This window comes from Acinetobacter portensis (assembly GCF_023158935.1).
Taxonomy (GTDB): domain Bacteria; phylum Pseudomonadota; class Gammaproteobacteria; order Pseudomonadales; family Moraxellaceae; genus Acinetobacter; species Acinetobacter faecalis.
On record NZ_CP096120.1, the window covers coordinates 1,728,543 to 1,741,642 of the forward strand.

12 protein-coding genes are annotated in these 13,100 nt (G+C 34.8%); 7 read left to right on the forward strand and 5 right to left on the reverse strand.

All coding sequences use genetic code 11. The features are described from left to right. Nucleotides 1–346 precede the first annotated feature (346 nt). Entirely contained in the window at nucleotides 347–1,111 is a 765-nt protein-coding gene (locus MZO21_RS08705; RefSeq protein ID WP_152874452.1) for an IS5 family transposase, read from the reverse strand. Nucleotides 1,112–1,665: 554 nt separating this feature from the next. On the opposite strand from MZO21_RS08705, the gene MZO21_RS08710 reads away from it, so the two are divergent. The 5 genes from MZO21_RS08710 to MZO21_RS08730 all read left to right on the forward strand — a co-directional run bounded on the left by MZO21_RS08710 (nucleotide 1,666) and on the right by MZO21_RS08730 (nucleotide 6,805). Beyond that, entirely contained in the window at nucleotides 1,666–2,250 is a 585-nt protein-coding gene (locus tag MZO21_RS08710) for an anthranilate synthase component II (RefSeq protein ID WP_154773308.1), read from the forward strand. Between the two features lie 15 nt (nucleotides 2,251–2,265). Next, the gene (gene trpD, locus MZO21_RS08715; RefSeq protein ID WP_154773309.1) at nucleotides 2,266–3,312 is read left to right on the forward strand and encodes an anthranilate phosphoribosyltransferase; all 1,047 of its coding nucleotides are present in this window, start codon (nucleotides 2,266–2,268) and stop codon (nucleotides 3,310–3,312) included. Nucleotides 3,313–3,330: 18 nt separating this feature from the next. Further along, complete coding sequence (trpC, locus tag MZO21_RS08720) at nucleotides 3,331–4,137, forward strand: indole-3-glycerol phosphate synthase TrpC (RefSeq protein WP_154773310.1); 807 nt, start codon at nucleotides 3,331–3,333, stop codon at nucleotides 4,135–4,137. Between the two features lie 300 nt (nucleotides 4,138–4,437). Further along, the gene (greB, locus tag MZO21_RS08725) at nucleotides 4,438–4,911 is read left to right on the forward strand and encodes a transcription elongation factor GreB (RefSeq protein WP_248103026.1); all 474 of its coding nucleotides are present in this window, start codon (nucleotides 4,438–4,440) and stop codon (nucleotides 4,909–4,911) included. Between the two features lie 778 nt (nucleotides 4,912–5,689). Beyond that, the gene (locus MZO21_RS08730) at nucleotides 5,690–6,805 is read left to right on the forward strand and encodes a transglycosylase SLT domain-containing protein (protein WP_154773312.1); all 1,116 of its coding nucleotides are present in this window, start codon (nucleotides 5,690–5,692) and stop codon (nucleotides 6,803–6,805) included. 75 nt (nucleotides 6,806–6,880) lie between these two features. Here MZO21_RS08730 and MZO21_RS08735 read toward each other — a convergent pair whose 3' ends face one another. Together MZO21_RS08735 and ttcA are read right to left on the reverse strand one after the other, a co-directional pair. Next, on the reverse strand, nucleotides 6,881–7,264 hold the full coding sequence (locus MZO21_RS08735; protein ID WP_154773313.1) for an SCP2 sterol-binding domain-containing protein: 384 nt from the start codon (nucleotides 7,262–7,264) through the stop codon (nucleotides 6,881–6,883). Nucleotides 7,265–7,483: 219 nt separating this feature from the next. Next, nucleotides 7,484–8,407, reverse strand: a complete 924-nt coding sequence (gene ttcA / locus MZO21_RS08740) for a tRNA 2-thiocytidine(32) synthetase TtcA (RefSeq protein WP_154773314.1) — start codon at nucleotides 8,405–8,407, stop codon at nucleotides 7,484–7,486. 495 nt (nucleotides 8,408–8,902) lie between these two features. On the opposite strand from ttcA, the gene MZO21_RS08745 reads away from it, so the two are divergent. Both MZO21_RS08745 and htpX read left to right on the forward strand, forming a co-directional pair. Then, on the forward strand, nucleotides 8,903–9,736 hold the full coding sequence (locus MZO21_RS08745; protein WP_154773334.1) for a lytic transglycosylase domain-containing protein: 834 nt from the start codon (nucleotides 8,903–8,905) through the stop codon (nucleotides 9,734–9,736). Nucleotides 9,737–9,882: 146 nt separating this feature from the next. Next, a complete protein-coding gene (gene htpX / locus MZO21_RS08750) occupies nucleotides 9,883–10,788 on the forward strand; it encodes a protease HtpX (protein ID WP_154773315.1) in 906 nt (301 codons plus the stop codon). Nucleotides 10,789–10,853: 65 nt separating this feature from the next. On the opposite strand, the gene MZO21_RS08755 is transcribed toward htpX, so the two are convergent. Then, nucleotides 10,854–11,435 (reverse strand): DUF4112 domain-containing protein, encoded by a 582-nt coding sequence (locus MZO21_RS08755; RefSeq protein WP_154773316.1) that lies wholly within the window; start codon nucleotides 11,433–11,435, stop codon nucleotides 10,854–10,856. A 79-nt stretch (nucleotides 11,436–11,514) separates the two neighbouring features. Then, a complete protein-coding gene (gene mgtE, locus MZO21_RS08760; protein WP_154773317.1) occupies nucleotides 11,515–12,852 on the reverse strand; it encodes a magnesium transporter in 1,338 nt (445 codons plus the stop codon). Nucleotides 12,853–13,100 lie beyond the last annotated feature (248 nt).

Consider the following 13,100-nt stretch of genomic DNA (forward strand, 5'->3'; position numbering starts at 1 on the left):
GCTCCGATGTTTTTTGTTGCACTTGTGAAGTGCGTGTTAGTAGTTGGTTAGTATTAAGCAAGTACCATACCAACTTTTAAAACCAATACCAGAATACCGAATTCCTTATCAGAAAACATGCAATATGGGCTTGGCTTAGACGCTATTATACTGTTTGAAAAAGGAAATGCACCATATTCAAACACTCTTCATCACATTTGTTGAAAAAGATTTTCCGATAGCACTAATTTAGTGCACCGATTGATTTAATCTAATAATAAATGACGATTATTTTCCAATTTTAAAGATATTTATCATAAAAATTATTCAGGTATATTTTAAAATCTTATTAGGGTCTGTTGACATTTCAAGTATAGAATTTACCCGATAAAGGTAGCCAAATAAATATACAAGCTAATGCAACTGCCCCCTCATAGCTACACTTTAGCTTATCATATCGTGTTGCTATTCCTCTGAACTGCTTTAACCTACAAAATGCATTCTCAACTAAGTGTCTGATTTTATAGAAATGCCAATCCATATGATCATTATTTGACTGAGTATTTGCTTTTCTTGGAATATTCGCTTTAGTTTTTTTCGCAGATATTTGTTCTCTTAATGATTCAGAGTCATATCCTTTGTCTGCACAACATACTTCCGTTTCGCTCAAATCAAGTTTTTCAATCATTTTGGGAGCAATCTTGACATCATGTATCGTTCCATCGGAGATAATAATTTCGATTGGATTGCCATCCGCATCAACAGCTAAGTGTATTTTAGAACTATTTCCACCAATGCTTTTAGAAATATCCTGATCTTTTATTCCAGCAGAATGTTGGTGTGCCCGAACATGACTACCATCAATAAAAACCCATTCCATATCAGCATTTGAAGAAATTAATTTAAATATTTTCATTAACTTATCATTTTTACACCAACGATTATATTTTTTAAAGATTGAGTTATACGAACCAAATTCTTTAGGCAAATCACGCCATGGGCAGCCTGTTCTTATTCTATAAAGTATTGCTTCGACAAAATTTCTCAAATTAGATTTGAAATAGATATCAAAATTTCGGAAAATAGAAAGTAACTTAGACCAGTGTTGATCATTCAGCATTGTACGAGGCATAGCGAGAAGTAAATTTGGTTTGGCGATTAAATTTTACTTTCTCGCTATTTTTTTGAACAGAAAATGTCAACAGACCCTAATCATTTACTAAGATTAAACATTTGGTTAAATATAGAGATGCATCATTTTGGTTCATCGTTTTTAAATCTTAGTTTTTATGCATGTTTTTAATAATATAGAATGCTTTTAGCGAGAAAAATAAAAAATACGCACATACATTAAAAGTGAATTAAACACAGTAATCAATAAATTTCATTCGACAAAATAATCGATGTATTAATTGATTATTTCATACTTCAATAACACATTATATTTCACAATATTTTTATGAAGATAAAGTGCTTATGCAGTACAACTCATAAGTCATAACAATCATTATCATATAAATAGTTGAGCCGAAAATGAATATTTTTTGTTATGATGATTCGCAATTCATTTTGAACCGATGAATATCAACAACATGTGAAAATATTAATGACTTTTCATGTTGAAAAATGAATATCAATCCAAACAATTAAAATGCAACACTTGCATATATTTCAATAGGTTAGCTCATGCTTTTAATGATCGACAACTATGACTCTTTTACTTATAACATCGTCCAATACTTTGGCGAGTTAAATCAAGAAGTGAAAGTAGTACGTAATGATGCCGTGACATTGGAAGATATTGAGCGATGGCAACCAAAGTATTTAGTGATTGGCCCTGGCCCTTGCTCACCATCTGAAGCAGGTATTTCTATTCCTGCAATTCAACATTTTGCAGGAAAAATTCCTATTCTTGGTGTGTGTTTAGGGCATCAAAGTATTGGGCAAGCTTTTGGTGGCGATGTCGTTCGTGCAAAACGTGTTATGCATGGTCGTTTATCTGACATGTACCACAGCGACAAAGGCATTTTCAGCAACTTGCCTTCTCCATTTTCAGCAACTCGCTATCACTCTTTGGTCATTGATCAAGCGACTTTGCCTGAATGCTTAGAAGTAACCTGCTGGACCAATGAAACAGATGGCTCAATGGAAGAAATCATGGGTGTTAAACATAAGACATTGCCTGTAGAAGGCGTGCAGTTCCACCCCGAATCTATTTTGAGTGAGCATGGTCACCAAATCTTTAAAAACTTCTTAGAAATTTATGCATAGAGCGTATTTAGAAATATGAATATTCAACAAGCTTTAAACAACATCACGAAAAACATTCACTTAACTCAAGAACAAATGGAAGACGTAATGCGTAGCATTATGTCGGGTGAAACAACAGATGCACAAATTGGTGCATTATTAATCGGCTTACGCTTAAAGGGCGAAAGCATTGATGAAATGACCGCTGCTGCACGTGTTATGCGTGAATTTGCAACAAAAATTGATGTTAGTGATACACCTTATTTAGTAGATATTGTAGGTACAGGTGGAGATGGTCAAAATATCTTTAACGTATCTACAGCATCTGCATTTGTTATTGCTGCCGCAGGCGCAACAATTGCAAAACATGGTGGTCGTGGTGTTTCAGGAAAATCTGGTTCTTCAGACTTGTTAGAACAAGCAGGTATTAGCTTAGAACTGAATATGCAACAAACTGAACGTTGCATTCGTGATATTGGCGTAGGTTTCTTATTTGCTCCAAATCATCACAAAGCGATGAAATATGCTGCTGCGCCACGTAAAGAATTAGGCATTCGTACATTATTCAACCTACTTGGCCCGCTTACGAATCCGGCTGGTGTAAAACGCTTTGTGATTGGCGTTTTTTCAAATGAATTATGTCGCCCAATGGCTGAAGTTTTAAAACAACTTGGTGCTGAACACGTGATGGTTGTTCACTCTAAAGATGGTTTAGACGAAATTAGTTTAGCTTCAGCAACTTATGTTGCAGAGTTAAAAAATGGCGAAATTAATGAATGGATGATTCAACCTGAAGATGTAGATATCGAATCTCAAACATTGGTTGGCTTAACCATTGATAGTCCTGCTGAAAGCTTAGCGCTTATTAAAAATGCATTAGGTAAAAAGAAATCTGACATTGGTGACAAAGCTGCCAATATGATTGCGCTTAATGCAGGTGCAGGTATTTATGTTTCTGGTTTAACAAGTACATATAAGCAAGGTGTTGCCCTTGCCCATGACATTATTTATGGCGGACAAGCTTTAGAAAAAATGGATGTGCTTTCTGAATTCACAAAAACATTAAAACAGTACGAAGCTTAAGATTTAAGGAACATTGTCATGGTTGATATTGCAAATACGATCTTAGGTAAAATTGTCGATCGTAAAAAAGAAGAATTTGCAGTTCGTTTAAAACAACATAGCTATAAAGATGTTGAAGAACTCGCTTCAGGTGCATCACCTGTTCGTGGTTTTGCACAATCTTTATTAGGCAAACGCCCAGCCGTCATTGCTGAAATTAAAAAAGCATCACCATCTAAAGGGATTATTCGTGAAAACTTTAATCCTGCGGAAATTGCACAACAATATGAAGATGCAGGCGCTGCATGTTTATCTGTTTTAACTGATGTCGATTTTTTCCAAGGTGCAGATGAAAACATTCTAATTGCACGTAACAATTGTGCCCTTCCTGCACTTCGTAAAGACTTTTTAATAGATCCTTACGGTGTCATTGAAGCACGTGCATTACATGCAGATTGTATTTTACTTATTGTTGCTTGTTTGTCCGATCAGCAACTTGAGGAAATGTCTAAAACTGCATTTGAGCACAATTTAGATGTACTTGTAGAAGTACATGATGAAAAAGAGCTAGAACGTGCTTTACGCCTTTCAGATCGTTGTTTATTAGGTGTGAATAACCGTAACCTTAAAACTTTTGATGTCGATTTAAATACATCTTTACGTTTAAAAGCATTACTTGAACCATCTCGTTTATTGGTTACTGAAAGTGGTATCGCAACGCCTGCCGATGTTGCCATGATGCAAGAGAATGACATTCATGCATTTTTAGTTGGTGAAAGCTTCATGAAGCAACCACGCCCTGATCATGCATTTAAAGAACTATTTGGCGTTCCAACAACTATATAAGTCATAAGAAAACTCAGGGTGCTCGCATCCTGAGTTTTCAAATACAAAATCACAATGCATAGAAAAATTATTAACTTTTATAAATATAATCAAAATTAGTAGAGTTACTATCGTCAAAAGTCGCTTATCTATTACCTAATATATATGTCCTGAAATTGCACTATTAGTATAAATCGTTATTTGAATAGTCATGACTATGTTATAAAACACTATCATTTTAGTGAATAAATAACCTAATTTATAATTTCACTTTTAAATTTTAACATCAAATTTATTGCAGAATTCTTTGGAGTATTTATCTTGAATCGTAAATTGCTAACTGCTGAAGGCTACCAACGCTTACAAGATGAATTGAATGATTTAGTACGTAAAGAGCGCCCAGAAATTACTAAAATTGTGTCATGGGCAGCCAGTCTCGGCGATAGATCTGAAAACGCTGACTACCACTATAATAAAAGAAAGCTACGCGAAATTGACCGCAGAATTAGATACTTAACTAAACTTTTTGAAGTTGCACATAAAGTAGAATATAGCCCTGAACAAGATGGAAAAGCATATTTTGGAGCATGGGTTGGATTAGAGAATGATGATAGCGAAACCATCAAGTTTCGAATCGTAGGAGACGAAGAAATCTATGGTCGTAAAGATTATATTTCTCTGCAATCACCAATCGCAAAAGCCTGTTTAGGTAAGTCTGTAGATGATGAAATTAAAGTACATACACCTAAAGGTGAAAATATTTGGTATATAATTGATATTACATATTGTATTTAATTTGATGAAAAACACATAAGAAAAAATCATAAGATATGAAAGCATTCATTTTATTGTTTCCCTTCCTTAGAAAAACATGAACTATTATGCTTCATCTATATCGTAAAATTCATCATTTTCATCAATTCCAAAGCATTACATAGGTCTACATTTTTATCTTAAAATTTATATCAAATCTTTGACCATTTGCTCACTAAATTGAATTATTTTTTCATTTCCTAAATCAACAGAATTGGACATCATTTATCCACTATATTTTACTCAATTGCTTAAAATTTGGCTAAAAATTATGAATATGCAAACCCAATATTCCATTACGTTTTTAGGAAATTTAAAACTTAACTTTATCTGATGAACCCTTTAATTTAGCAGTATGCGAACCGTTTCCCTATAAAGCTCATTAAGTTTGATTTCATGATTTCCTCGTAAAGTTATTACACTTTTATAGCATTAAATATACAGTTTTTATAATGAAATTCATAAAATGCAAAATTACTAAAAAATATATCTATTAATTTCAATACATTACAACCACTTTAAAAAAATATTTATGCACAAAATTTGACATATTAATTTTACATCTTTATTATTCGATCAACTTTTACATTAGCTCGCTTTTTAAACAATGTAGTTTTTCTACATTTTATCCATTAATCCCATGTCATTTTGAATGACGTCATGACTGCCCAACCCCTTATTGAATTTATCAAACTTTAAAAAGATGGAAGCTTTTTTTAGCTTTACTTTTTGGGCATAAATTACTTGTAGCGGAGACAACATGCACAGTAGTTCAACACCTGGGTCGAGGCTTTGCCTTAACTCTAATAAACTCTCTCTCTCTTTAAAAGCACTTGCATTAACTAGCCTTATTTTTCCATTTCACGCAATTAATGCAAGTAAAGCAACATATCAATTTGACAACGTTGTTAATCAAAATAAATTAACTGTTGTTTCTGTTGCTAATCCATCTGCAGTATTTGAAGATGGCGATTATTTTCACGGTTTCGGCTACGATTTAGTCCGTAACTATGCAAATAACCTAAACGTACAATTAGAGTTTAAAACAGTAGACGACAATGCTACTGCTTTAAAAATGGTTGCCACTGGTAAAGCAAATTTTGCAATGACCACCGCAAATACTCAAACCATTGAAACTAAAAAACTAACTTCACTTCCTGCAACATGTGGCGATTTGAACAGTTTAGAAAAAAATGGTTTAAACACTGAATTAAATTGGGTGTTTAAACACGCAGATGATCCACTTACTCAAGCAGCAAGTGGCTTTATTTGTAAAAGCAAACAAAATGGCTCTTTAAACCAACTTGCTTCTTTTTATAACCGCAATGTCGTTAAAGAAGAATTTTGGGATGATATCCAGAGCGATCTTAGTAAACGTATGCCTATATATAAGGCTAGTTTCAAAAAGACTGCTCAGCAATACGATTTAGACTGGCATTTACTTGCTGCTATTGGTTATCAAGAATCTTATTTAAAACCAACCTCTGTTTCTCCCACAGGTGTTCGTGGTTTAATGATGCTAACCAACAGCACTGCAAAAGCTATGGGTGTAAATGACCGTAGTAATGCCACTCAAAGTATTCAAGGTGGTGCGAAGTACTACGACTTAATGTTAAGCCGTTATGATGACATACCTTTCCCAGATCGCAATTGGTATGCATTAGCAGCTTACAATATGGGACCTGGTACTGTTAACCAGATTCAAAAACGTATTAAAGCTCAAGGGAAAAACCCAAATAACTGGGTGAATTTCTATGCTTACTTAGACCGTAACAAAGCAAGTAATGGTCAATATAGACAAGCGGTGCAATATGTAACACGTATTCGAGCTTATCTTGAGCATATTAAAACAACGCCTCAACTTGTAAATATCTAAACTTAGTTTAGATATTCGTATTTTGAAAATAAAAAAAGCTTACCAATGGGTAAGCTTTTTTTATGCAAAGCATTATTAAGAAGTTTGTTCTAAAACTTTCTTGAATAAGTCTTTTTGTTCTTGGCTAGGTCTTGCAGTTTGTAATGCCATCAATTGTGACATATCGCCTTGAACTTTTATTTTACCTGTCATGAATGCTTGCATAGCAGCAGCCATATCAAATTCTAGAAAAACTTTACGTAAAGTTTCACCATCCATATTCAATGTTGTTTTCGCATTTGAAGATAGACCTTTTTTAATTGCCCCACCATCCAAAGACAATTCAGTATTACCTGAAGCATCAGCAACCACTAAATTAATTGCAAGATTTGCAAGTGCAGGTGGCAAATTTAAATTACCAGCTTGTGCAGTAAGCGTTTCTACAGTTGAAAACCAATCATCAGTTAAAAAAGCAGGCATGATCTTTCCTCAATTTATTTATTCATCTTGTTGTCTATCCAGACAACATAGTTATAAAGCAAATTTTTGCTTGTCGCTTGTTATAGCACGTAATTTTGAAATAAGGATAAGAAAATATGTACGAAGCGTTCAATTTTTGATGCTTTAGTTTTTATTATTTATAAATCTGTATTTGAAAATAGACACTACTTCCGTAGAAATAGTGTCTAAATATAATGCTTACTCGGCTGCGAAACCTAAGTTCACCATATTAATACGCTTACTGCCTTCTTCCTCACCTTCAGTAGAACAGCTTTCTTTGAAGTCAAATTCACGTTCTGAATCTAGCTTTTCAAAGTCAAACAAGTCACGGTCAGCAAGTTGTGAAGGAGATACGTTTTGCAATGCACCAAAAATACTATGTAAACGTTTTGGATATTCTTTATCCCAAGTGCGTAACATGTCATTTAAAATTGCACGTTGTAAGTTTTCTTGAGAACCACATAAGTTACACGGAATAATTGGGAACTTACGCATTTCTGCATATTTGATAATGTCTTTTTCTTCGACATAAGCCAAAGGACGAATCAAAATATTCTTTTTGTCCGATGACAACAGTTTTGGCGGCATCGCTTTTAAGCTACCACCATGGAATAAGTTTAAGAAGAACGTCGCCAAAATATCATCGCGGTGGTGACCCAACGCCACTTTAGTTGCACCAATCTCTTGTGCAAAACCATAAAGTGAACCACGACGTAAACGAGAGCACACAGCACAATACGTTTTACCTTCAGGTGTTAAACGTTTCGTAATGCTGTACGTGTCTTTTTCAAGAATATAATAAGGAATATTATTTTCTTCTAAATAACGTGGCAAAACATCTTCAGGAAAGCCCGGTTGTTTTTGATCTAGGTTTACAGCAACCACATCAAAATTAATTGGTGCAATACGTTTAAACTGCAACAATATATCTAACAAGGTATAACTGTCTTTACCACCAGAAATACACACCATGACTTTGTCACCTTCTTCGATCATTTTAAAATCACGAATAGCATGACCGACTTGACGGCGAAGTTTTTTCAACAAACGATAATATGCCGAACTTGTTGGCAATTCAGGTTTGAAATTAAATCCTTGTTCGGACTCAACTGGTGAGAACATAGACAGATTAACCATAATAAAAATACTGCGCAATTTTAGCGGAAATAGTGCCAAATCGCACCAAAAGAATGTAATAAAAAAATTATTGCTTTTGTCATAAAAATGTCTTCAAAAATTTGTAAATTTGAACGTTAGCGTTCACTTTTTATGCAAGATGCTTATGTTTTAGACTTTTCCACAGTTGTCCACAAAAGCTGTGGATAACTTTGTGGATTTAAAACTACTTGACAAGGTTATGCACCCTGAAGTTAAGGCTTTTATTTAAATTGGTTGTTTTTTGATCAATTTATTTAATATTAAATATCAATGACTTAAGCATGTCAAGCAATGCTCATTAAAAAAAAATAAATATTTTTTTTGATTACTGAATCAACAAAGTGACTTGATTTTTGCAAATAAGTAATCCAAAAAAACGACTTTAGTGCTTCTATTTATATTTTTATTTGTTAAACTTGATTGTATTAATGTTGCTGTATAAAAATGTTCATACTGCTAATGATTAAAAATTTAAGATTTGTTTCACTTTTTCTAATGGGGTCTACTACTGCTATTTCTTTAATGGCATTGTCTACGCATGCCGGTCAAGTCTATATGTATAAAGATAGCCAAGGTAGCACTCTTCTTACCAATAAAAAAAGTTCAGATAGATCTTTGCAGCGTGTCAAAATTACCTATTACCCAGATAGTAATATTCATCGTTATTCCAATTGGGGTGCTACCGAAGCATCTGTAAGACCAAGTTTTAATAAGAATAAAGATGCTTTTGACCATATCATTAAACAAGCTTCATCTACACACGGTGTATCTGAAGGTTTAATTAAAGCAGTAATGCACACAGAATCTGGCTTTAATGTAAATGCTCGCTCCCCTGTTGGCGCACAAGGTCTTATGCAGCTTATGCCTGCAACAGCGCGACGCTTTAATGTTTCAAATGCCTATGATCCTCAGCAAAATATTATGGCTGGTGCAAAATATTTAGCTTGGTTGTTAAAAAGATTTAATGGTGATCAATCTTTAGCACTTGCAGGCTACAACGCAGGTGAAGGTAACGTAAGTAAATATGGTGGTATTCCACCTTTTCGCGAAACTCAGGATTATGTTCATCGCGTAAATAGTCGCTATCAAAATTTATATTCAAATGGCGTGCCACTTTCTGCAGGTTCATCTGCATCTATACAGCCATCTGCTGAAATTTCAGCACAATCAGGTCAAAGTAGTTCTCAATCATCTTCTAATTTAAGTTTGTCACAAGCATCTGCTAAACAACAAAGACAAATCATTCAATTAAGCGATGGAACATTTACATACGCCAATGCCGTAGCACAGTAATCTTGTAATTCAGTCTTAACTGAATAAGCTATTATTTTTAATATATTTATATTTTATTCTTGAATTTTTGCTATAGACACCGCATATTTAAGAATAGATTTTCTGTTCTAAATCTTACCTAATTTATTTTTAAGAGGATTCTCTCAATGATGCGGATTGGTTTGTTCTTGCTTACCAACCTCGCGGTACTGGTTGTAGCTGGCATTATTTTGTCACTCTTCGGTGTCGGTAGTTACCATGGCGCGGGTGGCTTAAATCTAGGCAACCTTTTAGTGATCTGTTTTGTCTTTGGTATGGTTGGTTCTTTAATTTCATTGTTCATGTCTAAATGGATGGCGAAAAAAACCACGGGTACCGAGCTAATTGATCCTAATGCCCCTCGCAACCAAGCAGAAGCATGGTTATTACAAGAAGTTGCTCAATTGTCGCAACGTGCTGGTATTAACATGCCTGAAGTTGGTATTTTCCCATCTTATCAATCAAATGCCTTCGCAACTGGTTGGAACAAAAACGATTCTCTCGTTGCTGTTTCTACAGGTTTACTTGAGCGCATGAACAAAGATGAACTACGTGCTGTACTTGCTCACGAAATTGGTCACGTTGCCAATGGTGACATGGTGACACTTGCCCTTATTCAAGGTGTAGTGAACGCATTTGTTATGTTCTTTGCGCGTGTAGTTGGTGATTTTATTGACCGTAATGTTTTCGGTCGTCAAGATGGTGAAGCTCCAGGCTTAGGCTATTTTGCAATTACCATCGTACTTGATATTGTATTTGGTATTTTAGCATCTTCTATTGTTATGTGGTTCTCTCGTCAACGTGAATACCGTGCAGATGAAGCTGGTGCTCGCCTTGCAGGTAAACAAGCAATGATTTCTGCTTTATTACGTTTACAAGCAGAATCTGAAATGCCAGATGCTATGCCAAAAGAAATGAAAGCTTTCGCTATTTCGGCAGGTAAAGAAGAAGGTTTCAGCTTAGCTGCCCTCTTCCAAACTCACCCATCTATTGAACAGCGTGTTGCTGCTTTACAACAATTAAATGTGCCTTAATTTAAACAATTAAATTAAGCATTAAAAAAGCCTCCAATGGAGGCTTTTTTAATGCTTCGAATAACTTATGTAGATAAATTCTGTAGCCATTGAATAGCCAAGCTACCACCTATCCATAATGCATAGAAAAATACAGCAAGAAACAATAAGCCTAAAATATCTGGAATATGCAGCCATAACCACGCAACAATAGGATTTCGCCAAAATGCAGAATTGCGTTGTTTCTTTTCTAAATTTTCATGTAAAAAAGGATGAACAACATGATGATCCGATTCGACCTGATATTCGACACGAATATGCTCATGAACAACATCTAAAGCCTTTCTGCTAGGACGAATAAAAATATCGAAAATTGTACCTGCAATTGGAATTAAACCAACAACAGCATCCATTACTGCAATTTTCATTACAGGCGTTAATTTGTGCTGAGGCACACCAATTTGCTTTGCCTTATAAATAGCATAACAGGTCAGCACAAAACCTGCTGCATCACCTGCAATTGGAATTGTGCCTAAGGCAGCATCTGCACCTATACCTTGCTTTGTAAATGGAATACGCACAACCGAATCCATCATATTTGCATATTTAGCCAAATCACGTTCAAGCTGAATGACTTCTTGCTGACTTATTTTTTTTTGTTTTTGCATATCAACCTTGTATTGAAGCAATGTACACACTTGAGCATATACGATATTCATCTAAATTTTGTAGCAATATTACAATAACTTAAAACAAAATAACCGATGCAATAGATAAATACACAAGCACGCCTGTCGCATCACATATAGAAGTGACTAATGGCGCAGATGCACTAGCTGGGTCAAAACCAAATTTATTTAATATAAATGGCAAGCTCATACCAATTAAACAACCTAGTAAAACAATACCAATCATACTAATAGCAAGCACTAAAGCAACATATTCATCTCCACGGTAAAAACCTAAAAATGAAACAGCCACTGCCATTGTTATACCCAAACACAGTGCAACTAAACTTTCACGACCCAATAAAGAAAACCAATCTTTAAACTGAACATCGCCAGTTGCCAAAGCACGAACCATTAAAGTAGATGATTGTGAACCAGCGTTACCGCCACTGCCTACAAGTAATGGTAAGAAGAATACCAATACAATATTTTGCGCAATAATATCCTCAAAATGTGCAATTCCAATACCTGAAAGTAAACTTCCAAATACTAAAAAGACAAGCCAAAACACGCGGTTTTTATAAAGATGTAAAATAGGTGTAGATTTCAAACTGAGCTTAGATGTTGCATTCACCGCACCAACTTTTAAGAAATCTTCAGTTGCTTCTTCACGTGCAACATCCATCGCATCATCATGAGTAACAATACCCACCATAATGCCTTGTTCATCTACAATTGGCAGTGCTAATAAATCATAACGTGCAATGGTTTTAGCAACATCATCTTGGTCTGCATCTACTTTTGCAAATAGAACATTGGTAACCATCAACTCATTAATATTTTGATCTTCTTGCGCCAAAATAAGTTGCTTTAATGAAATTACCCCAAGCAATTTACGTGCTTCATCTAAAACATAAGCAAAATAAATCGTTTCTGTGTCTGGAGCTTCTGAACGTAACATTTTAATTGCATCTGCAACGCTCATATTTGGAAGTAAGGTTGCATATTCAGAGCTCATAATTGCCCCTGCCGTACCTTCCATATAAGAAGAAAGCAAACGAATATCTTCTCGTTCTGCTTGAGCTAAAGCAGGAAGCAATGCATTTTGCTGATGTTCATCTAAACGTTTAAATACATCTGCACGCTTATCTGAAGACATTTCTCCAATAATATCTGCTAAAACTTGACGTGGTAAAACCTTAGCAAGTTCAACTTGAATTTCAGGAGATAAATAAGAAAATACGTATGAACGATCTGGCAAGTTCAGAACTAAAGTCTGACGAGTTTCGATAGGAAGTTGAGCAATAATGTCTGCAAGATCGGCAGCGCGAAATGTTTTTAATGACTCAAGTGCCAGTTCGATATGATTGTTTTTTAATGCATCATTAATTAGATACAAAAAGTTGTTATAGCTCATGTAAGCCCCTCATTGCTCTCACGCAGCAACAAAGGCAACATGGCAAGTTAATTCATTGCCAACCGAAAACCTTCATCCTGTATGAGATGAATATAATGTTTTGAAAAATAAGTTAAGTGACAACAATGCCTGTCCATTTAAGAACGTAATCCTCTATAAACCGTTTATACGGCGTGCAAATACTACAAATAAGTGATGTATTACTCAACTTTTGCAACAAAAAGTGTACAATTCAAGTAATTAAAATT

Excerpts from the sequence above, each read along its gene's own strand:
- MZO21_RS08705 (WP_152874452.1), bottom strand. The coding sequence starts at position 1,111 with ATGCCTCGTACAATGCTGAATGATCAACACTGGTCTAAGTTACTTTCT.
- MZO21_RS08710 (WP_154773308.1), top strand. The coding sequence starts at position 1,666 with ATGCTTTTAATGATCGACAACTATGACTCTTTTACTTATAACATCGTC.
- trpD (WP_154773309.1), top strand. The coding sequence starts at position 2,266 with ATGAATATTCAACAAGCTTTAAACAACATCACGAAAAACATTCACTTA.
- trpC (WP_154773310.1), top strand. The coding sequence starts at position 3,331 with ATGGTTGATATTGCAAATACGATCTTAGGTAAAATTGTCGATCGTAAA.
- MZO21_RS08730 (WP_154773312.1), top strand. The coding sequence starts at position 5,690 with ATGCACAGTAGTTCAACACCTGGGTCGAGGCTTTGCCTTAACTCTAAT.
- MZO21_RS08735 (WP_154773313.1), bottom strand. The coding sequence starts at position 7,264 with ATGCCTGCTTTTTTAACTGATGATTGGTTTTCAACTGTAGAAACGCTT.
- ttcA (WP_154773314.1), bottom strand. The coding sequence starts at position 8,407 with ATGTTCTCACCAGTTGAGTCCGAACAAGGATTTAATTTCAAACCTGAA.
- MZO21_RS08745 (WP_154773334.1), top strand. The coding sequence starts at position 8,903 with ATGATTAAAAATTTAAGATTTGTTTCACTTTTTCTAATGGGGTCTACT.
- htpX (WP_154773315.1), top strand. The coding sequence starts at position 9,883 with ATGATGCGGATTGGTTTGTTCTTGCTTACCAACCTCGCGGTACTGGTT.
- MZO21_RS08755 (WP_154773316.1), bottom strand. The coding sequence starts at position 11,435 with ATGCAAAAACAAAAAAAAATAAGTCAGCAAGAAGTCATTCAGCTTGAA.
- mgtE (WP_154773317.1), bottom strand. The coding sequence starts at position 12,852 with ATGAGCTATAACAACTTTTTGTATCTAATTAATGATGCATTAAAAAAC.